This is a genomic window from Sphaerisporangium sp. NPDC088356, from assembly GCF_040685555.1.
Taxonomy (GTDB): domain Bacteria; phylum Actinomycetota; class Actinomycetes; order Streptosporangiales; family Streptosporangiaceae; genus Sphaerisporangium.
This window is the reverse complement of record NZ_JBFBIK010000030.1, coordinates 1-25,101: the sequence shown is the minus strand read 5'-3', so window position 1 is coordinate 25,101 and position 25,101 is coordinate 1. Positions and strand designations below refer to the sequence as shown.

The window sequence follows — 25,101 nt, the reverse complement described above, 5'->3', positions numbered from 1 at the left end:
TTCCGCGCCATTGCCATCGGTGCCCGACATGGCGACAATATAGACATGTGGGGAATATTATCAGGAAAGGTCGCCCTTATCACCGGGGCGAGCAGCGGAATCGGAGCCGCGGCCGCACGGGTATTCGCCCGTGAAGGAGCCGCCGTCATGGTCACGGCACGACGCGAGCGAGAATTGAGCGATCTGGTCGACGAATTATCCGCAAAGGGCTTCGAGGCCGCCTACACGGTGGCCGACGTGACCCGGCCGGAGGACGTCGACCGCGCGGTCTCCGCCACCGTCCAGAAGTTCGGGCGGCTCGACGTGGCCTTCAACAACGCCGGGATGGGAGCCGAGCAGGCGCCCATGCACCTGATGGACGACGCCGTCTTCGACGCGATCGTGGACGTCAACCTGCGCGGCGTCTGGTACTGCACGCGCCGGGAGATCGCCCAGATGCTCGCCGGCGGCGGCGGCGCGATCGTGAACACCAGCAGCGTCGGCGGCCTGGTCGCGACGCCGGTGGCGGCGCCCTACGTGATCTCCAAGCACGCGGTCGTCGGGCTGACCAAGGCCGCGGCGGCGGAGTACGCCAAGCAGGGCATCCGCGTCAACGCGATCGCGCCGGGCACGACCAGGTCGGAGATGATCGAGGCCTGGTTCGCCCTGCGGCCCGGGATCGAGGACCTTCTGCACGCGGTCACCCCCCAGGGCAGGACCGCCGAGCCGGAGGAGGTCGCCGAGGCGGCGGCGTGGCTCGTGAGCGACCGCGCGTCCTTCGTCACCGGCGTCACCCTGCCCGTGGACGGCGGCTACACGTTGATATAGGTGCCCGCGGGATCGAAGCGGCCGATCAGGTCGGCCGGCACGATCCCCGGCAGCAGCAGCTTCCAGAAGTTCGTGAGCCTGTTGCGCAGGTCTCTGCGGCCGGAGACGGCCTGCGACACGATCTGCGCCCCCGTGAAGGCCGCGACCACCGTCTCGGCCACCGCGTCGATGTCGATATCGGGCAGCAGGTCACCCTGCTGCCGCGCCCTGGCCAGGAGGTCCCTGGCACCGTCCTGCCACATCACGTGGGTGGTGAACTCAGCCCTTGAAAAGGTCCCGTGCTCGATCGCCAACCGGACGCTGGCCCTGGCGATGACGTTCTTCTGCAGCTCCCTCGCGAACCCGTGGCTGGCGTCGATCACCAGCTGGAGTGGCGAGCGGTCGACGGACACCAGAGAGGCCAGCAGCTTCTCGTCGGCGTCGAGTATCGCCCTCGCGAGCTTCTCCTTGGAGCCGAAGTGGAAGTACAGCGCCCCCTTGGTCACCCCGCAACGCTCGAGGATCTGGGCCATCGTGGTGGCCGCGTAGCCGAACTCCTCGAACACCTCTGCCGCGCCTTCCAGGACCCGTTGCCTGGTGGCCAGCGCTCGTGCCTGTTTAGCCATGACGAATGGTGATCCTCCCAAAAAATACCGCTCGGTCGGTATCCTATGCCCCGCGTTGCCTCAAAGGCAGGAACTCTGAAGAGGTAATAGCCATGACGACGCACCAAGCCTTCGACCTGTCGGTCGGCCCGTCGTTCTTCGAGCAGCCGGTCTCCCGCCACCTGGTGCACCGCGCGGCGGTGTCCGAGGTCATGATCACCGGCTGGCGGTCCCTGGACGACAAGACCACCATCCTCGCGGCCCAGTGGCCCCGCACGCACACCTTCTATCGCCCGGTCGCCGGAAGGCACGATCCCCTGCTGATCGCCGAGACGATCCGGCAGGCGGGGCTCGTGGTGAGCCACGCCGAGCTGGACTGCCCGCTCGGCCGGCAGTTCCTCCTCTGGGAGCTGTCCTACGAGGCCGACCTCGGGGACCTGACGATCGGCCCGGGTCCCACCAACCTGGTGCTCCGCTTCACGCGCAGCGAGGTGCGGCACCGGGGCAAGTACCTGGCGGGCCTGCGCGGACACGTGGACCTCTACCGGGACGGGGAGCTGGTCGGCATGGGAGAGGGGAGCTTCGACTGCGTGTCCCAGGCGGCCTACGACCGGCTGCGCGCCGCGACCCGCCCCGGACATCCGCCCGTGCCCGCCCCGCTCCCGGATCCGATCACGCCCGAGCTGGTCGGCCGCGACCGGCCCGAGGACGTCGTGCTCGCGCCGACCGGGCTCGACGACACCTGGCTGCTGCGGGTGGACCCCGCCCATCCGGTGCTCTTCGACCACAAGGTCGACCACGTGCCCGGCATGGCCCTCATGGAGGCCATGCGCCAGGCGACCCGGCTCCTCGCGCAGCCGCTACCGGTCATGTCCGCGAAGCTGTACGCGACCTTCAACCGTTACGTGGAGCTCGGTGCCCCCTGCCTCGTCCACGCGCACGCCGAGGAGCCGCTGCCCTCGGGCGACGTGCCGGTACGGATCTCCATCGAGCAGTACGGCACGCCGGCGGCCGGCGGCCAGGTCATCGCGAGGCCGGCCTGAGCCGGCCGGACGTCCACCTCGCCTGATCCCCTGCCCGCGGCCCCTGTCGTTCTCCGGCTCGGCGCGTCATGATGGCGGTCGTCGACCAACTGACAGGTGAGCGGGTGAGCATGTCGTACGCGGACGTCTTCGCGAGGGCCATCACCGATCCCGACGGCTTCTGGGGGGAGGCCGCCGAGGCCGTGAGCTGGGACCGTGCCCCGGACAAGGTGCTCGACGCGCAGGAAGCGCCGTTCTACCGGTGGTTCACCGGCGGGGAGCTGAACACCTGCTACAACGCGCTCGACAGGCATGTGGACGGCGGGCGGGGCGACCAGGCGGCCCTGGTCTACGACAGCCCCGTCACCGGCACGGCCCGCACGTACACCTACGCGGAGCTGCTGTCGCAGGTCGCGCGGTTCGCCGGGGTGCTCAGGGGGCTCGGCGTCGGCAGCGGCGACCGGGTGGTCGTCTACATGCCGATGGTGCCCGAGGCCGTGGTCGCCATGCTCGCCTGCGCGCGCCTCGGGGCCGTCCACTCGGTGGTGTTCGGCGGCTTCGCCCCGCGCGAGCTGGCCATGCGCATCGACGACGCCCGGCCGGTGGTCGTCGTGTCCGCCTCCTGCGGCATCGAGCCGGCGAGGATCGTGCCGTACAAGCCGATGCTGGACGCCGCGCTCGACCTCGCCGGGCACAAGCCCCGCGGCTGCGTCATCCTGCGACGGGAGCAGGCCCCCGCGACGCTGGTGCCCGGCCGGGACCTCGACTGGGACGAGGCGATGGCCACGGCCGTCCCCGCCGGGTGCGTGCCGGTCGCCGCCACCGACCCGCTCTACATCCTCTACACCAGCGGCACCACAGGGAAGCCCAAGGGTGTGGTGCGCGACAACGGGGGCCACGCGGTCGCGCTGCTGTGGAGCATGCGCAACGTCTACGACGTCGCGCCCGGCGAGGTGTTCTGGGCGGCCTCCGACGTCGGCTGGGTGGTCGGCCACTCCTACATCGTGTACGGCCCGCTGCTCCTCGGCGCGACGACGATCCTCTACGAGGGCAAGCCGGTGGGCACGCCGGACGCCGGGGCCTTCTGGCGGGTGATCGCCGACCACGGCGTGAACGCGCTGTTCACCGCGCCGACGGCGTTCCGGGCGATCAAGAAGGACGACCCGTCGGCGGCGCTCCTCGCGAAGTACGACATCTCATCGCTCAGGACACTGTTCCTGGCCGGCGAGCGGCTCGACCCGGACACCTACCACTGGGCCACCGAGAAGCTCGGCGTGCCCGTGGTGGACCACTGGTGGCAGACCGAGACCGGCTGGCCGGTGGCCGCCAACCTGCGCGGCCTCGCCCCCATGCCCATCAAGCCCGGCTCCCCCACGGTGCCGGTGCCCGGGTACGACGTGCGGGTCCTCGACCCGGACGGCGGGCCCTGCGCCCCGGGCGAGGAGGGCGCGATCTGCCTGCGCCTGCCGCTGCCGCCCGGCACCCTTCCCACGCTCTGGGAGGACGACGAGCGCTACGTCGCGTCCTACCTGTCGGCCTACCCCGGCCACTACCTGACCGGCGACGGCGGCCACCTCGACGAGGACGGCTACCTGTTCGTCATGGGCCGTACCGACGACGTCATCAACGTGGCGGGGCACCGCCTGTCCACCGGGTCGATGGAGGCCGTGCTGGCCGGCCATCCCGCCGTGGCCGAGTGCGCGGTGATCGGCGTCGCCGACGAGCTCAAGGGACAGGTGCCGCGCGGGCTGGTGGTGCTCAAGAGCGGCGTCCAGGCCGACCACGGCGCGCTCCGCGACGAGCTGGTGCTTCTCGTCCGGAACCAGGTCGGCGCGGTGGCGAGCCTCAAGCAGGTGGACATCGTGCCGGGGCTGCCCAAGACCCGGTCGGGGAAGATCCTCCGCAAGACCATGCGCGGCATCGCCGACGGGGCCGACGAGCCGGTGCCCTCCACGATCGAGGACGCCGCCGTGCTCGACCTGCTGCGCCCGGTGCTCCGATCGCGCATGTGACCGAGGAGAAAGACCGACGCCGCCTGCTGGAGGCGGCGTCGGAGGTGAGATATGAAGGTGTGGAGCTATGGGGATTCGAACCCCAGACCTCCTCCATGCCATGGAGGCGCGCTACCAGCTGCGCCATAGCCCCAGGTCACACCACTGCCGGCCAGCTGACCGCCTTTGGTGCCTCGCCAGTGTATCGGACATCGCCGGGCGGGCCGAACCGCCGGGGTTCACGGTTACGCGTTGACACCGATGCTCACACAGGGTAACGATTAGTCGCCCAAAGTCACTCCCTGTGAGGAGCCGAGATGCATCCGAGCCCCCAGGAGCTCAACGCCGGATCCGCGTTCGACACCAGCGACGTCAACCAGGACGGCTACATCGACAAGGACGACATGCACCTCGTCGGCTCCATGCTGGCCGACCGCCTGGGCCTTTCCGCCGACGCCCCCGCCCGCGCGCACCTCCGGGAGGCCTACGCCCAGGTCTGGGAGAACATCGTGGCCGAGGTGGGCACCGACGAGCTGGGCCGCGTCAGCCGTCAGAGGTACGTCGAGTACACCGTGTCCCCCAAGCTCGACAGGACCGCGTTCATCGTGGCCATCGTCTGGCCCATCACCGACGCCCTCTGGGACGCCCTGGACACCGACGGCGACGAGAAGCTCAGCCTGGAGGAGTACCTCCACCTGTGGTCCGCCTACGACGTCGAGACCTCCGAGGCGCGCGAGGCGTTCATCCTTCTGGACACCGACGGCGACCGGCATCTCGCGAAGGACGAGTTCGCCCAGGCGATGTACGACTTCTACTTCAGCGACGATCCCAGGAAGGCCGCGATCCCGATCCTCGGACGGTCCTGACGCCCGAGGTCCGGTTCACTCCAGCGAGCCTGCCGTCCGGATCAGCTCCGCCAGCTCGGTGACCATGGGGTCCTCGGTCGCCGACGCGAGCCGCGTCGCGTGGCCGGCCAGGCCATCGAGGTCCTCGGTGAACAGCTCGTCGTCGGTGTGTCTCAGCCGCTCGGCGAAGGCGGCGACCACCGCGTCCACCTGGAGCCGGGGCGACGACCCCTCCCACAGCGCGTCCGACAGCTCAGAAAGGTCCACCGCGCGGCTCATCTCGGCCGGTTCCCTGGTGTCGGGATCCTGCCAGCGGACCGTCGCCATGGCGACCTGCCCCGAGGTCCCCGGCCGCAGCCGCACCGCGTACAGCGCGGTCACCGCATGGCCGGGGCCCACCTCGCCGCCGTCCTTGGCGTCGTCGCGGAAGTCCTCCTGCGCGAGCGTGCGGTTCTCGTACCCAAGGAGCCGGTACGACTCGACGGTGGCCGGGTTGAACGCGACCTGCGCCTTGGCGTCGCGCGCCCGCAGGTCGAGGCCGGCCGGCAGCCGCTCCACGAAGATCTTGCGCGCCTCCTCCGGCGAGCTCACATAGACCGCCGCGCCGTCGCCGTTGTCGGCGAGCTGCTCCATCAGCGCGTCGCCGTAGTCCCGCCCGACACCGACGCAGAGCAGCGTGATCCGGTGGCCGGCCTGCTCCTTGACCCGGTCGAGGATGCCCTGCCAGGAGGTGTTCCCGGTGTTGGCCAGACCGTCGGAGAGCAGGATGACCCGGTTCGTCGCGACCGGCCGGAAGGCCCGCGACGCCTCCTCGTACCCGGTGACGAGCCCGGCTTCGAGGTTGGTGGAGCCCTCAGTGCCGAGCGAGTCGACCGCCGCGTGCAGATCGGCGCGCTCGCTCGCCGGGGTCATGGAGATGCGCAGCCGCGCCTCGTCGCTGAAGGAGACGATCGACACCTGGTCGCCGGGCCCGAGCTGGTCCACCAGCGTGTGCAGGGCCTCGCGCACGAGGTCGAGCCGTCCAGGGTCGCCCATCGAGCCCGACACGTCCACGACGAAGGTGAGGTTGGCGGGCCTGCGGGCCGCGGCCTCGGCCGTCCTGGTCTGCAGCCCGACCCTCAGCAGCGCGGTGCCCTCCGCCGCGCCCCTCGCCCCGTCGAGCTGGACGGCGAAGCCGTCACCGGACGGCTCGGCGTACCCCTGCCGGAAGGCGTTCACGAACTCCTCCGGCCTGACCTGCGCGGGGTCGGGGAGCCGCCCCTCCTTGAGGCCGGCCCGCGCGTAGCCGTACGAGGCGGTGTCGACGTCCAGGGCGAACGTGGAGATCTTGTCGGCGGGCTCGCTACGGGAGCCGCGTGCCGGGCTCGGCACCGCGCGGGCCGTGCCCTTCCCGGACCCCGTGTCCGGCGCGCTCCCGGCGCCGGACGGATAGGAGGGTCGCCGTGCCTGGCCGGTCTCGTTGGACGAGCCACCACAGGCCGAGACGAGCAGGACGAGCGCCAACAGGACGCAGGCGAGGATTCGTGACTTCATCGGAGGCCTCCCTCGTTGTCACCCCCTACGACGGACGTCGCACGGCTTCCGCCTGAGCCGTCACCCAAGCGACTGCTAACCGTTCCCGCCGCGTGACCACCGCCTTCCGCCAGAGAGGCTTCGCGGCGAAGGCTCGTACGGTCAGGCGAAGCTCAGCAGGCCGCTGTCGACGACCGTCCGGCCGAAGGAGCGCGCGAGCTCGGCCAGACGGGCGCAGTCCTCCTCCCCCAGCGCGGCGTAGGCGGGCAGCGCCAGCGCGTCGGTGCGGTCCTCGATCCGCCGCCGCAGCGCCTCGCCCTCGCCGGTGAGCGTCAGGCCCTCCCCGAGCAGGCCGCGTCCGCGCAGGTCCTCCTCGGTGGCGTCCCATTCCTCCGCACTCCAGCCCCGGCTCGCCTTGAGGAAGATCGCGGGCACGTCCCCGCTCGCCGCGTGGAGGACCAGGGCCTCGCGGCCGTTCAGTCCCTCGACCGTGAGCGCCGCGATGTGGCCGTCGCCCCGGAACTCCCGCAGCAGCGTCTGGGCGTGCCACAACGTCAGATGTGGCTCCTCGGGCCACGGCAGCGTGGCGTGCGCCGCGAACAGCGGGCGCCCCTCCAGGTGCCCGAGGGCCGCCTCCGCCGCCCGCCTGGCGAGGGCGAGGGTCTCGGGGAGGTCGGGGTGCTGGTCGAGGCCCGCACGCTTGAGCGCGTTCCCCGCCGCCCGCAGCCGCGCGTCGAGCAACCGCTGCGGGGTCACGATGTCCCAGGCGGCCGGAAGCGCCCGCCGCACCAGGCCGGGGCAGAAGTTGAAGAACGTCGCGATGACCACCTCGGCGCTCACCCTGCCGAAGGCGGCGCCCCGGGAGGCGAAGTAGCCCATCTGCCGGTCGGTGACGCCGAGGGCGGCGAACTGCTCGACCGCCTCGGGGACGAAGTAGATCATCCCGTGGACGGGTTCCAGGCGGCGCCACGCCCTCCTGGCGGTATGCGTGCTGACCACGGGTCATCCTTCCAGCGAGTCGACGAATCGGGCCATGCCGGAGAGCCAGCGGTCCGGGTCGTCGTACTTGCGCCGGACGAACTCGCCCACCTCGGGGTGCGGCAGGATGTGGAACCGCTCGGCGTCGAGGCCCTCGATCACCGCCTGCGCCACCGTGTCGGGTTCGAGGATGGGGCCGGACGCGCTGACCGCGCGGGCGGTGAGGTGGTGCTCGTCCATGCCCTGGCCGAGCAGCCCCGTACGGACGCCCTGCGGGCACAGCACGCTCACGCCGAGCCCCTTGGTCCGGTAGTGGATCGAGAGCCACTCCGCGTAGGCGATCGCGGCCGACTTCGTCACCGCGTACGGCGCGTCCCCCGGGCAGCTGATCAACCCGGCGGCCGAGCAGGTGTTGAGCAGGTAGCCCCCGCCCCGCTCGACCATCCTCGGCACCATCGCGCGTGCGGCGTACACGTGGGCGAGCACGTTCACCGAGATGGTCCTGGACCAGTCGAGGTCGTCGGCGTCCAGCCCGTGGCCGGTGATGACGCCGGCGTTGGAGCAGAACAGCCCGACGGGGCCGAAGGTCTCCTCCGCCGCGTCGGCGAGGGCGCTGACCTCTTCCTGCACGGAAACGTCGGTCCGTACGGCCATCGCCCGCTCGCCGATGTCCTTGGCGACCCGGGCGGCGCCCGCCTCGTCCAGGTCGGCGACGACCACGCCCGCCGCGCCCTCCGCGGCGAACCGCTGGGCCATGGCCCGCCCGATGCCGCTGGCCGCCCCGGTCACGACGACGACCCTGTCTCGCACCCGCATACGCGCTCTCCGTTCAAACCGACCAGTCGGTATCCGGAACCTAAGCGCTCTGCACGCGCCCGTCAAACACCTGCCCGCCCTGGGCCGGTCCGCGGCGAGCGAGCGGGGTGCGAGCCGGTACGCGACGCGGAGTGAAGGCGTCGGTCAGAAGGTGTTCCTCCGGCAGTTGAGGAAGAGCTGCATTTCGAGCGGCTCGTCATCGGTCGCGGGAACGTAGGCCAGGTCCATCTGCTCGCGCACGCTGAAACCGGCTTCCTGGACGACCGCCCGCAGCGCGTACCTGGCGTATCCGGTCATCCGGACGGGCGTGCCGAGGACGCGGACCGGCGCGTCGTCCACGTCGATCTCGACCATGCCGAGGGCCAGCCAGCCGCCGGGGACGAGCAGCTCGTGCAGCGTGAGCAGCGTCATCATGATCTCGTCGCGGCGGAGCATCGACAGCGAGAAATAGGCCACGACCGCGTCGAACCGCCCGAGGCTGCCGTCCAGCTCGACGACGTCGAGCCGGCGCAGGTCGGCCTCGGGCACGTGCTTCGCCGCCAGGGAGAGCATGACCGGCGAGATGTCTATGCCCGTCACGTCACATCCCGCGTCCACGAACTGGCGGGCCGTCGGCAGGCCCGTGCCGCAGCCGACGTCGAGCACCCGCGCGCCGGGGCGCAGTTTGCGCAGGACCCACTCGGCCGACGCGATCTGCCCGCCCTTGTAGGGGAAGGCCTCGTCATATCGCTCGCCGATACGGTCGAACGCGCCGGCCTGCGCGGCCCGGTGCGCCGGGCGCGAGCCTCTCGCTGTCATTCCGTCCACCCAACACTGCGCCGATTCCTGACTCTCCTTAGATAGAGGGATATCACACGTCAAGTCAAGACCAGTCAGGATCAGAGTTGACAATATAGGGGGACAAATACGGATCTTGCTGGTTATAAACGCAATTGCGAATGGCGGCCCGCGGGCGGTCGTGCAATTGCCGGAAGGCCGGGGATTCGCCGTGATCAGGCGTCCGGCAGGGCGTCCCACTCTTCCCAGGAGATGTCCCTGCCCGGCCAGCGCACGGACTCATGCGGCCACGCCTCGGCGATCCACTTCCGCACGACGCGCTCGACCTCTTCCTCCAGCCCTGACTGCTCCTGGTCGGCCCTGACCCAGAACGACACGTCGGCGTCCGCGCCGGCCTTCTCGGGCGGGTCGACGTAGACGCAGCCCAGCAGGCGCGACTCGTCGGGCGTCATGATCGCGTAGTTGAACGAGCTGCGCAGCAGCGCCTCCTTCTGGTGCCAGGCGAGGTCGATGAGGTCGTCCTGGATCGTCATCCTCTCGTGGGGCCAGCCCCACAGCGGGAAACTCCCGCGCAGCAGGTCTGCGTTCGCCATCACGGCGTCGTAGTCCTTCACGACGTCGTGCACGGTGATGGGCCTGATCCGGAACGACACGTGGTCGACCCCCGGCGGGATCTCATGCGTGCGGGGCAGGAACGGCATGGCATACCTCCATGGCGGGGACCGCGGCGTGCGGCCGGAATCCAGGCTGGCGGGCCCGGCTTACTCACCGCTGAGTCCCCGCTTGGCCGCGCTCCCCGTCCCGCTTGGTCGTCGCTCCCGCGCCGCGATCTCCGGATGGAAGTTTCAGATTCGACCTTCACGTGCGCCCCGGCGACCTGCGGCGCCGTCCACGGGAGCACGCGGGCGTTGTCCGCCGATTCCGGGCCGACTTAGGGTGACCCCGCCCTGCGAGGGGACCTGAGTTCGGTTCCCGGGGCCGGGCCACGACGTGGACGGAGACGGCGATGACAGACCTGTACCGTGCTCGACCGGCGGGCTCGGCGCCCCGCGACCGCAGGCGCGGAGCGCTTCCTGCCCTGCTCGTCGCCTTCCTTCTCTCCGCTCTGGTCGTGTTCCAGCTCTCCGCGAAAGCCCTAGCGCTGGCGGACCCTCCCGCGCCGGTGACGGGCAACGCGACCTACTTCGACGCGCTCGGCTCCCCGTACGGGGGATGCGGCGTTCCGCAGTCGGTGCTCGACAGTCAGGACTTCGTCGCGCTCAACGTGTTCAACACGCCGGGCGACTACGGGAACTACGCCCGGCCGCTGCCCCCGTCGATGGCCGCCAAGATCGGCATGTGGAACAATGGGCTCAACTGCGGGCGATGGGTGCGGGTGTCGGTGGCCGACTACTGCACCGGCGTCAACGACGGCGCGCCCGGCCAGGCGTTCTGCCGCAACGGCTCGTGGACGGCCGACGCCTACAACGGGGCCACGCTGAACATGGTGGTCGCGGACAGCTGCGGCGACGCCAACGCCTGGTGCCGCGACGACCCGTACCACCTGGACCTCGCCAAGGGCTCGCTCAACAGGTTCGCCAAGAACGGCGTCCCCGTCGGCGACATGTACCCGAACCACTGGAACAACCGCCACGTCACCTGGTCGTTCGTCTCGGCGCCCGGGTACACCGGCGACATCCAGATCGGCTTCATGCAGGGCGCCCAGCAGTACTGGCCGGCCATCGCCGTGTCGCACCTGCGCGACGGCATCCACGGTGTGGAGTACTACGCCGGAGGCGCCTGGCAGAAGGCCCAGATGAACAGTGACATGGGCCAGTCGTACATCATCGCGCCCACCGAGACGGCCGGGACGCGGTACCAGATACGGGTACGCGACGCTTCCGACGCGCTCGTCAACAACGGCCGCGTCTACAGCTTCTCCCTTCCGGCCGGATGCTCCCCCTGCGGCGCGGCGTACACCAAGGCCGCCTACACCACCGACGGCCCGTCCCCGACCCCCACACCCACGGTCACCCCCACCGTCACGCCCACCCCCACACCGACCCCGACCGTCACCCCGACGCCCACGCCCACGGCGGGCGCCTGCTCGGTGTCGTACGCGAAGCAGAGCGAGTGGCCGGGCGGGTTCACCGGCCAGATCAACGTGACCAACAGGGGGGCGGCGCTGACGAGCTGGACGGTCACCTTCACCCTCCCGCCCGGCGTGAGCGTGACCCAGGGCTGGAACGGCACCTGGACCCAGTCGGGCACCGCGGTGACGGTGCGGAACGCGTCATGGAACGGAAGCGTCGCCGCCGGGGGCGTGGTCGGCCTCGGCTTCAACGGATCGTCCACGGGCACCCCGGGCGCACCGTCGGGCTTCGCGTTGAACGGCGCCGCCTGCGCGTGATGGATCAGGGCGTGTTCAGCCCCGCTGCGCCAGGGAGATGCTCGCGTAGTCGGCGACCGGGCGATATCCGAGGGCCTGGTAGATGGAGTTCGACGTCGGGTTGGCGAGGTCGGTGAAGAGCAGGAGCAGATCGGCCCCGGCCTCCCCGGCCGCGCGCGTCGCGGCGTGCGTCACCGCCGAGCCGTACCCGCGCCCGCGGAGCCCCGGCGGGGTGTACACCGGGCCGATGCGCGACATCCCGGTGATCGGGCGCGAGAACCCGGCCATCGCGACCGGCCGCCCGCCGTCCTCCCACAGCACGAACTCACCCTGCCCGATGCGGAGCTTCACCTGCGGCAGCGGGTCCTCTCGCGAGGCCCTGGGGTCGGCCTCCTCCGTGAAGGCCCGCACGAATTCGACGGCAAGATGGACGTCGGCGTCGCCCGCCGGCCGTGCCGTGCCGGTGGATGAGGCCGGCCGGAGGGTGTCCAGCCGGTAGAGGCGTTGCGACGAGCGTGCCGTCTCCTGCCGGCCGCTCGCCGAGACGAACGCCGTGGCCTGCGCCAAGGGCCCGCTCACGCCGGACAGGGCGCGGTCGCGCAGCGCCTCGGCGAGCGAGGGCACCGAGCCGAGGGGGATGTCGCCGAGGAGCAGTGGATACGGCGGCGTGTTCACAACGGCCCCGCGTACCTCGCCGCCGTCGGTGAGCCGGCCGAGCATCAGGCCGTCGCTCCACAGGCCGTGGCGAACGCGGCCGAGCACGGTCAGGGGGACGGTGTTGCGCACGGGGTCACGGCGCAGCCACTCCTCGGCGTCCGCGAACTCGCCGAGGTCGCCGGTGAACGTCCACATCATGCGTTCAGTCTGCCAACGGGCCCAGCCCCGGGCGACTCGTTTTCCGATCCCTAGAACTCGTCGGCGCCGGTGACCTGGCTGATCGGGAAGACGTGGCGCGAGGCGGCGCAGATGGTCTCCAGGGTGTGGATCGGGGTGCCGTCTGTCGCGTAGGCGGCGCGCACGATCTCGACGATCCACTCCCCCGGGGCGAGCAGCAGCGTCTCGGCCTCGAACGCGGTCGGCTCGCGCGCGAGCAGCCGCTCCTCGGCGTGGCCGAAGCGGTGGCCCAGGGCCTCGATGCCGGCCTGGAGGCTCGGGCGGACGAAGCCGGGGTCGCAGATCGGGGTGCCGCCGAAGACGTCGAGGCGGAAGTAGCTGGTCGCGATGCGCACGGGGACGTCGCCTGCCAGCAGCAGCTTGCGCCGCGCCAGCACGTCCGCTCCAGGCTCGACGCGCAGCGCCGCGGCGACGTGCTCGCCCGCGGGCTCGGGGCCGACGTGGAGCATGCGCCGGCCGGCGCGGATGCCCTGCCGCTCGGCCTCGGCCACGAACAGAGACGCCGACCCGCGAACGGCCGGCTCGGTCGGCAGGTTGCGCCGCACCACCACCGGCGGCGGCGTCGATCGTTCCACTTGCTACCCGGCCTCCCGCAGATCGGACCACGCTCGGGCCCGGAAACGACGATACCGCCCTGGTGGGGGCGGTATCGGGTCGAACGCGAGGGTGGAGCTATGGGGATTCGAACCCCAGACCTCCTCCATGCCATGGAGGCGCGCTACCAGCTGCGCCATAGCCCCTTGCGATGCGCGGACAGTCTATAGGAATCCGGCCACCGCGTGGAAACCGAATCCGGCACCCGCACTCGATCAAGGGAAGCGAGCCCGGGATGGGCACCGCATGTCACGCTGGAGGGGTACCCAGCCGTGACCCGGGACCGGGGAGCTAGGCGAGCTCGTCCTCCAGGTAGCGGTCGCCGGCGGCGTACCAGCCGGTGACGACCTGGGCCGCGATCACCACGAACAGGAGCACGAACGGCATCGTCCAGCCTCCGGTGGCGGAGTAGAGCACGCCCACCACGAGCGGCCCGGCGCCGGCGATAAGGTAGCCGGCACTCTGCCCGAAGGCGGACAGGGCCGCGGTGACCTCCGGCGTGCGGGTGCGGAGCGCGAGCAGCGTGAGCGCCAGCGGGAACGAGCCCATGCCAACGCCGACCACCAGGACCCAGATCCACAGCGAGGACGCCGGACCTGCCAGCATGCCGGTGAAGCCCACGACGTACAGGGCGGCGAAGCCGGCGATCATCGGACGCTGGCTCTTGACGCGCGCCGCGATGGCGGGCACGGCCAGCGCCACGGGGATGCCCAGCGCCGAGAAGACCGCCAGGCTGACCCCGGCCTGGCCGCTGGTGTACCCCCTGTCCTGGAGCAGCTGCGGCAGCCAGCCGAACATCACGTAGGCGACGAGCGACTGGGTGCCGAAATATCCGGCGATCGCCCAGGCCAGACGGGTTCGCACCAATGCTCGGGGCCCGGCGTCGTCCCGCCCGCTGAACCGCTCCGGCTCACTGCGCAGAAGCGCAAGCCACGGAATGGCGGCCACAGCGGCGAGTGCCGCCCACACACCGAGGGCGACGTGCCAGTTGCCGTCGGCGGCCCGCTGGATCGGGACCGTCGCGGCTGCGGCGAGCATGGTGCCGACGGCCAGGGCCGTCGCGTAGAGGGTCGTCATGGGCCCGGTGCGCCGGGGGAAGTGCCGCTTGATCAGGGTCGGGATCAGCACGTTGCCGATCGCGCCACCCGAGAGCGCCACCACGCTGGCCGCCAGGAAGACGAAGGTGGAATCGATCATGACCCGCGCGAGCAGCCCGACTCCGAGCAGCACGAGCGCGCTGAGGAGCAGGCGGTGCTCACCGACGCGCCGGGCGAGTGAGGGCGTGACCGCGCCGAACACCGCGAAGGAGAGCACCGGCAGGGTCGTGAGGAGCCCCGTGACCACGGCCGACATCCCAAGCGCCCGGCTGACCTGGTCGAGTACGGGACCGACGCTGGTGACGGCGGTGCGCAGGTTGAGCGCGGCTAGCACGATGCCGAGCACGACGAGCCATGCGAGCGATCGCGTGCCGCCCGACCTCCGTTCCGGTGCGGTCGTCGCGAGCCGATCCGGGGCCAGCACACTCATGCGGGGGTCGTTCCTTCGTCTGTAGAGGGGTTATCGAATCATAGGATGATTGGACGACTCAAGAGTAACAGATGTCCCGGACCCCTCGGATGCGAGGCCTCGTCATGGCGTACCAGGAACGGCCGCACCGAACGACGAGCCGCCGGCCTGCCTATTTGCAGACATTGTCAATTCGCTAGAATCGCAAACTACTGTTTCGTGTCGGCGAGGAGGGGTGTCGGTGGGACGCGGTCGGGCCAAGGCCAAGCAAGTGAAGGTCGCTCGTGCTCTGAAGTACACAGGTGGTGGTGATCTGGAGTCGCTGCGGCGCGAGCTGGGTGTCGACCCGGCGCCCGCAGCGGGCGCGGAGCCGGACGAGACCGGCCCGGACCTCTATCGGGACGGGAAACCTGGCGAATGAGCGCGTCCGGGATCGGCGCTCCTGATGAACCGGCGGCCGGGGTGCAGTGATGCCGGTCCCGCTGTATCAGGCCAAGGCCGAGCTGTTCAAAACGCTCGGCCATCCCCTGCGCGTCCGGGTGCTGGAGTTGTTGTGCGACGGGCCGAAGCAGGTCCGTGAGCTGCTGGCTGCGATCGAGGTGGAGGCGCCGAACCTGTCCCAGCAGCTCGCGGTGCTGCGCCGGGCCGGTCTGGTGACCGCCCGGCGGGACGGGTCGACGGTGGTGTACGAGCTGGCCGGGGCCTCGGTGTCCGAGATGATGCTGGCGGCCCGCAGGATCCTGACCGAGCTGCTGGCCGACCAGCGTGAGCTGCTCACCGAGCTTGAGCAGAGGGTGTGAACTCATCGGCTCGAGTGCCGGCGGGAAACGACGAGGGGACAGGGTGGTGACCCTGTCCCCTCGTCGTTTCCCAGCCGTTCACTTCCGTCGTCCGGCGGCCTCGTCAGGCGAGGCGCTCCGGGGTCAGCGGCGGCTCGTCGTCCCAGCGCGGGGTGCCCTGCGGGGAGACCGGGCCGCTGCCCGGGGCCGGGAGCGGGGTCTCCGGCGGGTATTCACGCCGCACCGGCTGCGGCGGCATCGGGTCACCGGCGGCGTAGGCCTGCCCGGCGCCGGTCGTCGTCTCCGGCGGGGCACCCACGGGGACGCCCGAGGTGGTGCCCGTTCCCGTCAGCACGTCACCGTCCGGGGCCGTACGGGCGGCGGCGCCGTGGTCGCTGTCGAGGGGCGACGGCACCTCGCCGCGCCAGCCGCCGGTCTCGTATCCCTTGGACTCGATGAACTTCTTGAACCGCTCCAGATCCCCATGGACCCGCATGCGGACGAGCTGCAGCTTGTCCCCGACGGTCTCGACGATCCCCTCGGGGTCGAACTCCATCTGGAGCATGACGCGGGTGGTGTCGTCGGTGATGCGGTGGAACGTCACCACACCGCCCTGGCGGGGCTCCTCCAGAGAGCGCCACGCGACACGCTCGTCGGGTCGCTGCTCGGTGATCTCCGCCTCGAACTCACGGTGCACGCCGGCGACCTGGACGCTCCACGCCAGGCGGGTGTCGTCGAGCTGCTTGACCGACTCCACGCCTTCCATGAACTCGGGGAAGCTCTCGAACTGGGTCCACTGGTTGTAGGCCGTCCGCACGGGCACGGCCACGTCGACCGAGTGCTCGATGGTGCTCATCAGGCTTCCTCCCTCTTTGTGGGTACGGAAACCAGCCCTGCCCCTGAGGGCGCGGCCTATTCGGACTTTCGCGTGCGAAAAATCCAGTAGAGGCCGATCACCGGAAGCACCAGGGGGACGAAGCCGTAACCGCTTCCGTAACCGGACCAGACGGTGGCGTGCGGGAACGCGGCCGGGTCGAAGACGCTCAGCGTGCCCACGATCAGCACCCCGGCCAGCTCGATCGCGCACGCCGCGAAAGCCGTGCCGCGGGCACCGCGCGCGAGCGCCACCGTGAGCACGATGTAGACGGCCGCCGCTAACGCGGACAGCACGTAGGCCAGCGGCGCCTCGTGGTACTTGGTGGCGATCTGCACGCCCGCCCGTGCTCCGGCCGCGAGCGCGAAGATGCCGTACACGGCGACGAGCAGCCGGCCGGGCCCGGTGTTCACCGCGGCGCCGGTCACGGGGTTCCCTGCCAGATCTGCAGCAGCCGGCCCACCATGACGGGGATGGCGAAGCAGCCGACGGCCGCGACCGCGGGCCCCCACCGGGTGCGCTCGCCGAGCGCCCAGAAGGCCGCGACCGGCGGGATCAGGATGGTGCCCGCGAGATAGCCGATGAACGTCGCGGTCTCGTGGGGGTGCTCGCCGCCGATCACCTTGGCGATGCCGATGCCCGCCTGGGCCAGCAGCGCGAGCTCCAGCAGCCCCAGCCCGACGAGCAGCACCATGCCCATCGGCCTGTTCCTGATGGCCACGATCACGCACAGCGCCGCCAGGAGCAACGCGCCGATGATCAGACAGGTGGCCAGGGCGCCGATCATCGCGCGGCACGGGGACTCGGGAACATGGGAGGTAGATTATCGGGCCCCCACCTCGGCCTTCCGCGCGAGGAGCCCCCTCCCCGGCGCGTGACCGGGGAGAGGGCCATACGACCGGGCTTCGCGGGATCAGTGGCAGTTCACCAGGACGATGGACACGACGGTGCACTGCACTGAGTCCACGTCGTTCGAGCTCACGGGGTCGACGGGGTCGGACGCCGTGCGCGTGGCCGTGAAGGTGTACGGCACGCCGATGCTCAGCAGCCCGATCGGGACGGTGAACTTCTTCGTCACCGACGCTCCGAGCGCGACCGGCCCGGTCGTGCAGGTGACGGCGCCAGAGCCGGTGGCGCAGTCGCCCGAGACAGCCGAGAACCCGCCGGGGAGCGGGGTGGTGACGGTCGCGGAGCGCAGCACGCCCGGCCCGTTGTCGGTGACCCGCACCGTGAACTCGATCTTCGGCACGAGCAGGGCCAGCTTGGGTGAGGCCGTGAGGCGTACGGCCGCGTCGGCCTGGCTGATGATGGTCAGCACGGGCCCGGCGACGATCTCCGAGGCGTAGTTCGAGCCACGCAGCTCGCCCTGGAACGTCTGCTCCCCCGGCTGGGCGTTCTGCGCGATCGCCAGCGTGAACACGACGGTGGCCGAGGCACCGCCCGACAGGGCTCCGACGGGGGCCTGGAAGCCGATGGGCCCGCTCCCGTCCGTGACGGTGGTGCACGGGCCGATCGCCCCGGTGCATCCGGTCAGGGTGGCGTACGACGGGAGCGCGGCGGGGGCGGTGAACACCCTGGCGGCCGCGTTCAGCACCGTGAAGCCGTGGATGTTGGTGACCTGGACGGTGACCGTCACCGTGTCACCGGTGTTGACCTGTGAGGACGACAGCGCGAGCGTCACCTCGGGCGGGTCGGCTGATGCGGGGGTGGCGAGAAGCGGGGACATGACCATCGCGACGGCCAGGGCCACCAGGGCGAGGGGGTGCCGGAGGGATCTCATCGCAGCCTTTCGAGCTCGAAGACCTGAACCCTCCGACTATGGCCGCTGATATCCACATGAGCATGGAATTGCGGTTATTTGATCACGATCAGTAGTGACCAATTGTGGACATCGGTCGCCGGACAACGTGTGATCAGACTTACCGTCAGGCAAAGAGCATAAGACTGTATGCTGTAGGCAGTTGACGAAAAACTTGTGGCGGGTACGCGGCGAGCTGCCCTTGCGCCCTTCTGGAGTTGAAGAAATGTCGCGGTCGGATCTGGCGGGCAAGGCGGCCCCACCCAAGATCGCGCGCCCCGTCCCGCTCAGAGAGCGCGTTTTCGAGGCGCTCCTCGAGCTCATCATCGATGGCCATCTCCGTCCCGGCCAGCACCTCGCCGAGAGCGAGCTCGCCGAGATGCTCGGCGTCTCCAGGCAGCCGATCAGGGAGGCGCTCCAGCTGCTCAGCGGCGAGGGCTGGGTCGACCTGCACCCCGGGCACGGAGCTTTCGTGCACGCCCCCACCGCCGAGGAGGCCGACCAGCTGCTGGCCGTGCGCGCCCTCCTTGAGACCGAGGCCGCGCGGCTGGCGGCCCGCAACCACACAGACGAAGGAGTGGCCCGGCTGCGCGCGCTCTGCTCGCGCGGCCTGGCCGCCGTCGAGGCCGACGACATCGACGGCGCGGTGACCGTCAACTCCGAACTGCACGCCACCGTCATGGAGCTGTCCGGCAACGCCGTGCTCAGCGACCTCGCCGCCCAGGTCTCCCGCCGCGTCCGCTGGTACCACACGCCCGTGGCCCGCCAGCGCGGCCGGGCCTCCTGGGAGGAGCACACCGCGCTGATCGACGCCATCGCCGAGGGTGACGCCGACCGGGCCGGCGAGATCATGAAGGACCATACCGAGCACACCCGCCACCTCTACCTGAGCCGGCTCGGGGAGGAGGAGCCCTCCGAGCCGCTGCCGAGCAAGCGCAGGAAGCGGCGCGCCCCCGCCTCTCTCGGCAATTGAGCACGCCGGCCGGCAGGCTGGTGCCTCCCGCGAGGACCAACGCGCCGCCGTACCCCCGGGCGCCGGCCACGACCGCGCCCATGCCCGAACCCGCCGTCGGCGCCTGACCCCGGCGAAGGCTCAGGCGCCGTCGAGGATGTACGTGCCGATGAACTCGTTGGCGAACTTGGCCGACGGGTCGTACCGCCGCGCTAGATCGCGGAAGTCCGGGAGCCGCTCGTACCGGGTGCGCAGGATCTCGGGCGGCACGGTGAAGAGCTTGCCCCAGTGGGGCCTTGCCTCGAAGGGGGCGAGCCGCTCCTCGATCAGGCCGAGAACGGGAAGCACCGCCGGAGTGTCCTTGATCCAGGTGAAGTGGAACGCCACGGTGTCCCGCCCCTGGCAGGGGCTCAGCCACATCTCGTCGGGGGCCACCGTCCGGATCTCGGAGATCTGCAGGACCGGGGCGATGCGCTCGCGGAGGCCCTCCAGCGCGTGCAGGGCCTCGACGGCGTGCCGCCGGGGCACCATGTACTCCGACTGGAGCTCCTCGCCGTTGCTCGGCGTGAAGTCGGGCCGGAAGTGCGGCAGGCGCTCGAACCAGGGGCCGGGGACGCCCATCTGCTGGGTGCAGTGAACGGGGGACACCCCGGGGACGGGGTGCCGCGGGCCGTCCGCCGCCGTGGCCCCGAACAGGTCCGGCGCGGCCGGGGAGCCGCCGGCCTCGTCAAGACGCCGCTTCACCCAGACCTGGTTGAGCCGCGAGGTGCGCCAGTCGGTGAACAGGCTCACGCTGTACGCGCTGGAGACGATCTCCTCGAAGTGATCGTCCAGCACCTCGACCGGGAGCCCCTCGTAGACGTGCTGCCGCACGTCGAACGCCGGCACGATGTCCAGCGTCAGGCTCACCACGGCTCCGAGCGCTCCGAGCGCCACGACCGCCCCGTTGAACCGCTCGCCGTCCGCGTCGCGGCTGAGGACCACCACGTCGCCGTCCGCGGTGACCATCTCGACCGCGGACACCGACGTGGCGAGGTTCCCATTGGCGTCACCCGAACCGTGGGTCGCCGTGGCGCAGGAACCGGCGACCGAGATGTGCGGCAGGGACGCCAGGTTGGGCACCGCGTACCCCTTGTCGTGCAGCCGCCGGCCCAGCTCGGCGTACCGCACGCTCGCGGTGACCCTGACCGTGGCCGAGTCGACGTCCAGCTCCACGCCCTTGGGGAGGCCGTCGAGCGAGACCAGGACGCCGGGCGAGTCGGCGATGTCGTTGAACGAGTGCCCGCTGCCGAGGACGCGCACCTTGGCGCTCCGCGCGATCAGGCTCCGCAACTGCTGGAGGGAGGAGGGCCGGTCGACGCGCTCCGCTCGGAAGGCGATGTTCCCCGCCCAGTTCTTCGGCCTCTGGGTCAACTTGAAATCCCCTGATTCAGCATGAAGCGACCGGTTCCGACCGCTGATTGCACCCTAAGGGGACGCCTGGATTCTCGGCACCGCAAGTGCGACGAGCGCGGCCAGCCCACGACAAGGCGCGCCTGGCCCCCGGCACCTGACATCACCATGGGCGGGAAGCAGAAAACCCTGCCCCGCGACGAGCGGGACAGGGTTGCACATCCACCGAAACCGGTGGAGCTATGGGGATTCGAACCCCAGACCTCCTCCATGCCATGGAGGCGCGCTACCAGCTGCGCCATAGCCCCTGGTCACCGCTCCGGGTGTTCCCGTCACGGCGCTCGGAGAGCATATAGCGACACCCGGCCGTTGACCTAATCGACACCTGCGCGACGCCACCGGGTGCCGTGTCCATACAACTGCCCCGGGTACGGCTTGCGCCTCGCGCGCCCGGCGCAAGCCGTACGAAGGCCCTGTCTAGCTCGCCGCTGAGGCGGACTCGGGCCTGTCGTCGCTGTTCACGGGCTCGGGAAGCGTGCCCGCGTTGTGCTCGAGGAGGCGCCAGCCCTTTCGGCCCTCCTGGAGGACCGACCACGAGCAGTTGCCGAGGCCGCCGAGGGCGGGCCACAGCTCCTCGGGAAGGCCGAGCAGGCGTGCCAGGCCCAGCCGGATCGCCGCGCCGTGGGAGGCGATCACGAGCAGCCCCCTGTCCTCCAGCCGGGCGACCCAGCGGCGGGTGGCGGCGGCGACGCGGTCGGCGACGTCGGTCACCGACTCGCCGCCGGGAGCCTCCCACTCGGCGTACTCCACCGGCCAGCCGGCGGCGATCTCGGCGCGGGTCAGGCCCTCCCACTCGCCTCCCCCGCGCTCGCGCAGGTCCTTGTCGACCACGACGTCCAGCCCCACGACGCCCCCGAGCGCGGCGGCCGTGTCATGGGCGCGCCGGAGGTGGGAGGAGACGATCAGCGAGGGCCTCAGGGACGCCAGCAGCGAGGCGGCCCTGCCGGCCTGGGCGACGCCCGTCTCGTCGAGCGGGATGTCGGTGTGGCCCTGGAACCGCTGCTCGACGTTCCACAGCGTCTGGCCGTGGCGCCAGAACACGACGCGACGGCCACCGGGCTTCCCCTCACTCACCTGCCGTCCCGTTGCCCCGCTGGGCCCGGACCTGCGTGACGCTGTCGGGGAGCGAGATGGCGGGGCAGTCCTTCCACAGGCGCTCGAGGGCGTAGAAGGTGCGGTCCTCCTCGTGCTGGACGTGGACCACGATGTCCAGGAAGTCGAGCAGCACCCAGCGGCCCTCGCGTTCCCCCTCTCGGCGGACCGGCTTGGCGTGGGCATCGATCCGCAGGCGCTCCTCGATCTCGTCGACGATGGCGCGGACCTGGCGGTCGTTGGAGGCGGAGCAGAGCAGGAAGGCGTCGGTGATGACGAGCTGCTCGCTCACGTCATAGGCGATGATGTCATCCGCCAGCTTCTCGGCCGCGGCCTCGGCGGCGAGCCGGACTAGCTGGATCGATCTTTCCGATGCGGTCACGATGTGGGTTGTTCCTCCTGTGCGGCGACGAAGACTCAGCGTTTCCATCAAATCTAGCGATTGTCCTGCCAGGTTCGCCCGGCAGGCAAATATGATTTCTTCGTTCGAACGGTCAGGGCTTGGCCGCCCATCTGGGTGACGACGGCCGCAAGCCGTTCTCCCCGGCAGGAGCCACCATCAAGAAGCCTGGTAGAGGCCCCGCTTGTTGATGTACTGAACGATCCCGTCGGGCACGAGATACCAGATCGGCTCCCCCGCGGCCACACGCTCCCTGCACTCCGACGACGAGATCGCGAGCGCCGGAATCTCGATGAGGCTGACCTTCCCCTTCGGGAGCCCCGGGTCGTGCAGCACATGACCCGGACGAGTACAGCCTACGAAATGCGCCATGGTGAAGAGCTCGTCGACGTCACGCCAGCTGAGGATCTGCGCCAGAGCGTCGGCGCCGGTGATGAAGTACAGCTCCACATCCGGCTCGTACATTCCCGCGATCTCGCGCAGCGTGTCGATCGTGAACGTCGGTCCCGGGCGGTCGACGTCGACCCGGCTCACCGAGAACCGCGGGTTGGACGCGGTGGCGATGACCGTCATCAGATACCGATCTTCCACGGCGGAGACGGTCTTGTCCGCCTTCTGCCACGGCTGCCCCGTCGGGACGAACACCACCTCGTCCAGGTCGAAGTGGTGGGCGACCTCGCTGGCCGCGACGAGGTGGCCGTGGTGGATCGGGTCGAAGGTCCCGCCCATGATGCCAAGCCGCCTGGTGGGGGCCCCATTCCTCATGCGAGGGACCCTAACGTGCGCGGCCGTGGCGCCACCGGACCACCCCCCTGCCAGCGCTCGACCCCCAGGAAACGGGCTGTTGTCCCGCGCGCGGGCATCCGCCCCGACGTAGCATGCCGACCATGACCACCACCACCCCGGATCGCAACCGTGTACAGCTGCCCGGCATCAGCTCCCGGGCCTACGAACATCCAGCTGACCGGTCGGCCCTGGTCGCGATGCGCTCCCTGTCGGGATTCGACTCGGTGCTCAAGCGCACGTCCGGCCTGTTCAGCGAGCGCCGCCTCCGGCTGATGTTCCTCGCCTCCTCCGTGCGCGCGAGCGAGACCCAGTTCCGGGCCCTGTACGACATGGGCCGCGACAGCGCCTACCTGCTCGATCTCCACCGCATCCCGGAGATCTACGTCCAGCAGGACCCGCAGCCGAACGCCATGGCCATCGGCTTCGACGACCCGTTCATCGTGATCAACACCGGCCTGCTCGACCTGATGGACGAGGAGGAGCTCCGCTTCGTCGTCGGGCACGAGACCTCCCACATCCTGTCCGGGCACGCCGTCTACGGCACGATGCTCGCGATCCTGACGCGGCTCGCCACCCGTGTGGCCTGGATCCCGCTCGGCTACATCGGGCTGCGGATCATCGTCACGGCTCTGGAGGAATGGCACCGCAAGGCCGAGCTCTCCGCCGACCGTGGCGGCCTGCTCTGCGGCCAGGACCCCGAGGCCGGCATGCGGGCCCTGATGAAGCTGGCCGGAGGCTCCCGTCTTCACGAGATGAACATCGAGGCGTTCCTCGACCAGGCCCGCGAGTACGACACCGCCGGTGACGTGCGCGACGGCCTGCTGAAGGTCCTCAACCTGCTCGGCACCACCCACCCCTTCGCGGTGATGCGGGTGGCCGAGCTCGACCGGTGGCGGCGTGACGGCGAGTACGAGTCCATCCTCGCCGGCAACTACCCCCGCCGTGAGGACGACGCCGACGCCAAGCTCTCCGAGGAGGTCAAGGCCGCCGCCCGTTCCTACCGCGAGTCGTGGGCGCAGTCCCAGGACCCGTTCATCGGCGTGCTCCGCGACGTCGCCGAGGGCGCCGTCAACGCCGGCGAGCGCATCTTCAACCGGTTCGCCCGCAGGGACTGAGCACGGACCCCGTGGCCCACGGCCCACAAGCCCTGGACCCCGGCCGGACCGCCACCTCACCGATCCGCTCGTCACGACGCCGCCCCGCACGCGGCCTCGTGGGGCGAGCGCGAAGGCGGTCCTCCCCGTACGATGTTCTGCCCTGGCCAGGGCGAACCGTGCATTCACCGGTACGCGACCAGGGGGCGCGTACCACTCCGTAGATCGGCACGCTGGGCGGTCAAGGCACATGGGGGCTCGCCGCCCGCTCTACAAGGCTGTCCGCCCCAGGCCCCTGGTGCGCCTGGGGGACTGCTCTCCAGGCCCTCAGAGCGTGTGGGGAAGCACCCAGGCCAGGATGCGGACGGCCGCTGCGCACAGGGCGACGAAGCCGCCCAGCACCGAAAGAGCCCGTAGCCCCTCCCTGCGCAGGTCGGGCACGTGGACGCCGATGCGCTCGACCTCGCGGCCGACGATCCCGCCGCACACGATGCCGAAGACCACCCCTGCCACGGTCATCGGGCCCGGACGGCTCCACCACGCGTCGCCCATGTCGCCCCCGGCCGCCACCCAGAACGCCGAGGCGGCGATGGCCGAGGCGGGCACCCCTGGCCAGACGGCCGCGCTGAGCGCCGACCCGGCAAGCGCGATCGGGAACGACACCACCCGCAGCGTTCCGCGCACGCGGGTGGACCTGCGGTTCCTGACGAGCCAGTGCCCGCTCCACCACGCGCGGGCCAGCACGCAGAAGGTCGCCGTGATCGCGAAGGTCGCGAGCGGCCAGATGACCGACGCCACGACGCAGGGCACCGCGACCATGGCCAGCATGATCAGCACGGCGCTTCCCGGCGGCGAGGACGTGGCGCCTCCCTGCGCCTGGGCGCCGAGAAGCGACTCCTTCACATCCGAAGCGGTACGCCGGGCCCTGCCCCCACCGCCCGTACGGCGGTCCGCGCCCTCGGGTTTGGCACGGCGGGCGCGGGCGCGCTCCTCCGGGCCCGTGGCCGGGCGCGGGGGGCGGGCAACCGGCGCCTTCTTCCGGGGCGTGGGGGTGGCCTCCGCGGCCGCCTCCGCCGCCTCCCGGGCGCGCGTCCTGACCTGCTCGACCGGCGGCTCCTCGCCCGGCACCTCCTCGGCCCGGCCCCGGCCGCCCGGCGGCTCGTCACCACGTCCGCGCGCC

Annotated in this window: 26 protein-coding genes, 3 tRNA genes and 1 pseudogene; 9 read left to right on the top strand and 21 right to left on the bottom strand. The window is 70.8% G+C overall.

The window, feature by feature from the left end:
* Nucleotides 1-45 precede the first annotated feature (45 nt).
* The gene (locus AB0O34_RS14130) at nucleotides 46-807 is read left to right on the top strand and encodes a glucose 1-dehydrogenase (RefSeq protein WP_363915751.1); all 762 of its coding nucleotides are present in this window, start codon (nucleotides 46-48) and stop codon (nucleotides 805-807) included.
* Here the strand turns inward: AB0O34_RS14130 and AB0O34_RS14125 are convergent.
* Nucleotides 792-1,412, bottom strand: coding sequence for a ScbR family autoregulator-binding transcription factor (locus AB0O34_RS14125; RefSeq protein WP_363915750.1), 621 nt, complete (start codon nucleotides 1,410-1,412; stop codon nucleotides 792-794). The genes AB0O34_RS14130 and AB0O34_RS14125 overlap by 16 nt on opposite strands.
* A gap of 92 nt (nucleotides 1,413-1,504) precedes the next feature.
* Between AB0O34_RS14125 and AB0O34_RS14120 the strand changes: the two genes are divergently transcribed.
* Both AB0O34_RS14120 and AB0O34_RS14115 read left to right on the top strand, forming a co-directional pair.
* Entirely contained in the window at nucleotides 1,505-2,434 is a 930-nt protein-coding gene (locus tag AB0O34_RS14120; protein WP_363915749.1) for a ScbA/BarX family gamma-butyrolactone biosynthesis protein, read from the top strand.
* Between the two features lie 110 nt (nucleotides 2,435-2,544).
* Nucleotides 2,545-4,425 carry a propionyl-CoA synthetase gene (locus AB0O34_RS14115; RefSeq protein WP_363915789.1) on the top strand — a complete coding sequence of 627 codons (1,881 nt, stop codon included), beginning with the start codon at nucleotides 2,545-2,547 and terminating at the stop codon, nucleotides 4,423-4,425.
* A gap of 60 nt (nucleotides 4,426-4,485) precedes the next feature.
* Here AB0O34_RS14115 and AB0O34_RS14110 read toward each other — a convergent pair.
* Nucleotides 4,486-4,558 (bottom strand) — tRNA-Ala (locus AB0O34_RS14110).
* Nucleotides 4,559-4,721: 163 nt separating this feature from the next.
* Here AB0O34_RS14110 and AB0O34_RS14105 point away from each other — a divergent pair.
* Complete coding sequence (locus tag AB0O34_RS14105; RefSeq protein WP_363915748.1) at nucleotides 4,722-5,270, top strand: hypothetical protein; 549 nt, start codon at nucleotides 4,722-4,724, stop codon at nucleotides 5,268-5,270.
* 15 nt (nucleotides 5,271-5,285) lie between these two features.
* Here the strand turns inward: AB0O34_RS14105 and AB0O34_RS14100 are convergent, their stop codons facing one another.
* From AB0O34_RS14100 to AB0O34_RS14080, 5 genes are all read right to left on the bottom strand, one after another.
* Complete coding sequence (locus tag AB0O34_RS14100) at nucleotides 5,286-6,782, bottom strand: von Willebrand factor type A domain-containing protein (protein ID WP_363915747.1); 1,497 nt, start codon at nucleotides 6,780-6,782, stop codon at nucleotides 5,286-5,288.
* Between the two features lie 141 nt (nucleotides 6,783-6,923).
* Nucleotides 6,924-7,760 carry a hypothetical protein gene (locus AB0O34_RS14095; protein ID WP_363915746.1) on the bottom strand — a complete coding sequence of 279 codons (837 nt, stop codon included), beginning with the start codon at nucleotides 7,758-7,760 and terminating at the stop codon, nucleotides 6,924-6,926.
* Between the two features lie 3 nt (nucleotides 7,761-7,763).
* Nucleotides 7,764-8,555, bottom strand: a complete 792-nt coding sequence (locus AB0O34_RS14090; RefSeq protein WP_363915745.1) for an SDR family NAD(P)-dependent oxidoreductase — start codon at nucleotides 8,553-8,555, stop codon at nucleotides 7,764-7,766.
* Between the two features lie 144 nt (nucleotides 8,556-8,699).
* A complete protein-coding gene (locus tag AB0O34_RS14085) occupies nucleotides 8,700-9,353 on the bottom strand; it encodes a methyltransferase domain-containing protein (RefSeq protein ID WP_363915744.1) in 654 nt (217 codons plus the stop codon).
* A gap of 194 nt (nucleotides 9,354-9,547) precedes the next feature.
* A complete protein-coding gene (locus AB0O34_RS14080; RefSeq protein ID WP_363915743.1) occupies nucleotides 9,548-10,033 on the bottom strand; it encodes a GNAT family N-acetyltransferase in 486 nt (161 codons plus the stop codon).
* 305 nt (nucleotides 10,034-10,338) lie between these two features.
* Between AB0O34_RS14080 and AB0O34_RS14075 the strand changes: the two genes are divergently transcribed.
* Nucleotides 10,339-11,721 carry a cellulose binding domain-containing protein gene (locus tag AB0O34_RS14075; protein ID WP_363915742.1) on the top strand — a complete coding sequence of 461 codons (1,383 nt, stop codon included), beginning with the start codon at nucleotides 10,339-10,341 and terminating at the stop codon, nucleotides 11,719-11,721.
* Nucleotides 11,722-11,736: 15 nt separating this feature from the next.
* On the opposite strand, the gene AB0O34_RS14070 is transcribed toward AB0O34_RS14075, so the two are convergent.
* The 4 genes from AB0O34_RS14070 to AB0O34_RS14055 form a co-directional block, all read right to left on the bottom strand.
* Nucleotides 11,737-12,555 carry a GNAT family N-acetyltransferase gene (locus tag AB0O34_RS14070; RefSeq protein WP_363915741.1) on the bottom strand — a complete coding sequence of 273 codons (819 nt, stop codon included), beginning with the start codon at nucleotides 12,553-12,555 and terminating at the stop codon, nucleotides 11,737-11,739.
* A 50-nt stretch (nucleotides 12,556-12,605) separates the two neighbouring features.
* Nucleotides 12,606-13,169 carry a UTRA domain-containing protein gene (locus AB0O34_RS14065; RefSeq protein ID WP_363915740.1) on the bottom strand — a complete coding sequence of 188 codons (564 nt, stop codon included), beginning with the start codon at nucleotides 13,167-13,169 and terminating at the stop codon, nucleotides 12,606-12,608.
* A 92-nt stretch (nucleotides 13,170-13,261) separates the two neighbouring features.
* A tRNA-Ala gene (locus AB0O34_RS14060) sits at nucleotides 13,262-13,334 on the bottom strand.
* 145 nt (nucleotides 13,335-13,479) lie between these two features.
* Nucleotides 13,480-14,715, bottom strand: coding sequence for an MFS transporter (locus AB0O34_RS14055; RefSeq protein ID WP_363915739.1), 1,236 nt, complete (start codon nucleotides 14,713-14,715; stop codon nucleotides 13,480-13,482).
* Between the two features lie 220 nt (nucleotides 14,716-14,935).
* On the opposite strand from AB0O34_RS14055, the gene AB0O34_RS14050 reads away from it, so the two are divergent.
* Nucleotides 14,936-15,115: a DUF3073 family protein gene (locus tag AB0O34_RS14050; RefSeq protein ID WP_363915738.1), complete on the top strand. Its 180-nt coding sequence runs from the start codon at nucleotides 14,936-14,938 to the stop codon at nucleotides 15,113-15,115.
* Between the two features lie 49 nt (nucleotides 15,116-15,164).
* Nucleotides 15,165-15,494 carry a metalloregulator ArsR/SmtB family transcription factor gene (locus tag AB0O34_RS14045; protein ID WP_363915737.1) on the top strand — a complete coding sequence of 110 codons (330 nt, stop codon included), beginning with the start codon at nucleotides 15,165-15,167 and terminating at the stop codon, nucleotides 15,492-15,494.
* Nucleotides 15,495-15,597: 103 nt separating this feature from the next.
* On the opposite strand, the gene AB0O34_RS14040 is transcribed toward AB0O34_RS14045, so the two are convergent.
* From AB0O34_RS14040 to AB0O34_RS14025, 4 genes are all read right to left on the bottom strand, one after another.
* The gene (locus AB0O34_RS14040; RefSeq protein WP_363915736.1) at nucleotides 15,598-16,329 is read right to left on the bottom strand and encodes an SRPBCC family protein; all 732 of its coding nucleotides are present in this window, start codon (nucleotides 16,327-16,329) and stop codon (nucleotides 15,598-15,600) included.
* Between the two features lie 56 nt (nucleotides 16,330-16,385).
* Nucleotides 16,386-16,775: a hypothetical protein gene (locus AB0O34_RS14035; protein WP_363915735.1), complete on the bottom strand. Its 390-nt coding sequence runs from the start codon at nucleotides 16,773-16,775 to the stop codon at nucleotides 16,386-16,388.
* Nucleotides 16,772-17,134: a hypothetical protein gene (locus AB0O34_RS14030; protein ID WP_363915734.1), complete on the bottom strand. Its 363-nt coding sequence runs from the start codon at nucleotides 17,132-17,134 to the stop codon at nucleotides 16,772-16,774. The genes AB0O34_RS14035 and AB0O34_RS14030 overlap by 4 nt, the downstream gene beginning before the upstream one ends.
* Before the next feature lie 126 nt (nucleotides 17,135-17,260).
* Nucleotides 17,261-18,127, bottom strand: a complete 867-nt coding sequence (locus AB0O34_RS14025; protein ID WP_363915733.1) for a hypothetical protein — start codon at nucleotides 18,125-18,127, stop codon at nucleotides 17,261-17,263.
* Between the two features lie 244 nt (nucleotides 18,128-18,371).
* Between AB0O34_RS14025 and AB0O34_RS14020 the strand changes: the two genes are divergently transcribed.
* Nucleotides 18,372-19,118, top strand: coding sequence for a GntR family transcriptional regulator (locus AB0O34_RS14020; RefSeq protein ID WP_363915732.1), 747 nt, complete (start codon nucleotides 18,372-18,374; stop codon nucleotides 19,116-19,118).
* Between the two features lie 120 nt (nucleotides 19,119-19,238).
* Here AB0O34_RS14020 and AB0O34_RS14015 read toward each other — a convergent pair whose 3' ends face one another.
* The 5 genes from AB0O34_RS14015 to nadD form a co-directional block, all read right to left on the bottom strand.
* Nucleotides 19,239-20,510, bottom strand: a complete 1,272-nt coding sequence (locus tag AB0O34_RS14015; protein ID WP_363915731.1) for an FAD-binding protein — start codon at nucleotides 20,508-20,510, stop codon at nucleotides 19,239-19,241.
* A 214-nt stretch (nucleotides 20,511-20,724) separates the two neighbouring features.
* Nucleotides 20,725-20,797: transfer RNA gene (locus AB0O34_RS14010), tRNA-Ala, on the bottom strand.
* Between the two features lie 169 nt (nucleotides 20,798-20,966).
* Nucleotides 20,967-21,623 (bottom strand): histidine phosphatase family protein, encoded by a 657-nt coding sequence (locus tag AB0O34_RS14005; RefSeq protein ID WP_363915730.1) that lies wholly within the window; start codon nucleotides 21,621-21,623, stop codon nucleotides 20,967-20,969.
* Nucleotides 21,616-22,023, bottom strand: a complete 408-nt coding sequence (rsfS, locus tag AB0O34_RS14000) for a ribosome silencing factor (RefSeq protein ID WP_363915729.1) — start codon at nucleotides 22,021-22,023, stop codon at nucleotides 21,616-21,618. The genes AB0O34_RS14005 and rsfS overlap by 8 nt, the downstream gene beginning before the upstream one ends.
* 177 nt (nucleotides 22,024-22,200) lie before the next feature.
* A complete protein-coding gene (nadD, locus tag AB0O34_RS13995) occupies nucleotides 22,201-22,806 on the bottom strand; it encodes a nicotinate-nucleotide adenylyltransferase (RefSeq protein ID WP_363915728.1) in 606 nt (201 codons plus the stop codon).
* 122 nt (nucleotides 22,807-22,928) lie between these two features.
* Between nadD and AB0O34_RS13990 the strand changes: the two genes are divergently transcribed.
* A complete protein-coding gene (locus tag AB0O34_RS13990; RefSeq protein ID WP_363915727.1) occupies nucleotides 22,929-23,942 on the top strand; it encodes a M48 family metallopeptidase in 1,014 nt (337 codons plus the stop codon).
* A 306-nt stretch (nucleotides 23,943-24,248) separates the two neighbouring features.
* On the opposite strand, the pseudogene AB0O34_RS13985 reads toward AB0O34_RS13990, so the two are convergent.
* Nucleotides 24,249-25,101 (bottom strand): annotated as a pseudogene (locus AB0O34_RS13985) (serine/threonine protein kinase); the annotation flags it as partial.

Bases quoted from the DNA above. Each gene is read 5' to 3' on its own strand.
- AB0O34_RS14090 (WP_363915745.1), bottom strand. From the start codon at position 8,555: ATGCGGGTGCGAGACAGGGTCGTCGTCGTGACCGGGGCGGCCAGCGGC.
- AB0O34_RS14080 (WP_363915743.1), bottom strand. From the start codon at position 10,033: ATGCCGTTCCTGCCCCGCACGCATGAGATCCCGCCGGGGGTCGACCAC.
- AB0O34_RS14130 (WP_363915751.1), top strand. From the start codon at position 46: ATGTGGGGAATATTATCAGGAAAGGTCGCCCTTATCACCGGGGCGAGC.
- AB0O34_RS14120 (WP_363915749.1), top strand. From the start codon at position 1,505: ATGACGACGCACCAAGCCTTCGACCTGTCGGTCGGCCCGTCGTTCTTC.
- AB0O34_RS13990 (WP_363915727.1), top strand. From the start codon at position 22,929: ATGACCACCACCACCCCGGATCGCAACCGTGTACAGCTGCCCGGCATC.
- AB0O34_RS14105 (WP_363915748.1), top strand. From the start codon at position 4,722: ATGCATCCGAGCCCCCAGGAGCTCAACGCCGGATCCGCGTTCGACACC.
- AB0O34_RS14025 (WP_363915733.1), bottom strand. From the start codon at position 18,127: ATGAGATCCCTCCGGCACCCCCTCGCCCTGGTGGCCCTGGCCGTCGCG.
- AB0O34_RS14075 (WP_363915742.1), top strand. From the start codon at position 10,339: ATGACAGACCTGTACCGTGCTCGACCGGCGGGCTCGGCGCCCCGCGAC.
- AB0O34_RS14085 (WP_363915744.1), bottom strand. From the start codon at position 9,353: ATGACAGCGAGAGGCTCGCGCCCGGCGCACCGGGCCGCGCAGGCCGGC.
- AB0O34_RS14125 (WP_363915750.1), bottom strand. From the start codon at position 1,412: ATGGCTAAACAGGCACGAGCGCTGGCCACCAGGCAACGGGTCCTGGAA.
- nadD (WP_363915728.1), bottom strand. From the start codon at position 22,806: ATGAGGAATGGGGCCCCCACCAGGCGGCTTGGCATCATGGGCGGGACC.
- AB0O34_RS14045 (WP_363915737.1), top strand. From the start codon at position 15,165: ATGCCGGTCCCGCTGTATCAGGCCAAGGCCGAGCTGTTCAAAACGCTC.
- AB0O34_RS14115 (WP_363915789.1), top strand. From the start codon at position 2,545: ATGTCGTACGCGGACGTCTTCGCGAGGGCCATCACCGATCCCGACGGC.
- AB0O34_RS14040 (WP_363915736.1), bottom strand. From the start codon at position 16,329: ATGAGCACCATCGAGCACTCGGTCGACGTGGCCGTGCCCGTGCGGACG.
- AB0O34_RS14070 (WP_363915741.1), bottom strand. From the start codon at position 12,555: ATGATGTGGACGTTCACCGGCGACCTCGGCGAGTTCGCGGACGCCGAG.
- AB0O34_RS14030 (WP_363915734.1), bottom strand. From the start codon at position 17,134: ATGATCGGCGCCCTGGCCACCTGTCTGATCATCGGCGCGTTGCTCCTG.
- AB0O34_RS14055 (WP_363915739.1), bottom strand. From the start codon at position 14,715: ATGAGTGTGCTGGCCCCGGATCGGCTCGCGACGACCGCACCGGAACGG.
- AB0O34_RS14100 (WP_363915747.1), bottom strand. From the start codon at position 6,782: ATGAAGTCACGAATCCTCGCCTGCGTCCTGTTGGCGCTCGTCCTGCTC.
- AB0O34_RS14020 (WP_363915732.1), top strand. From the start codon at position 18,372: ATGTCGCGGTCGGATCTGGCGGGCAAGGCGGCCCCACCCAAGATCGCG.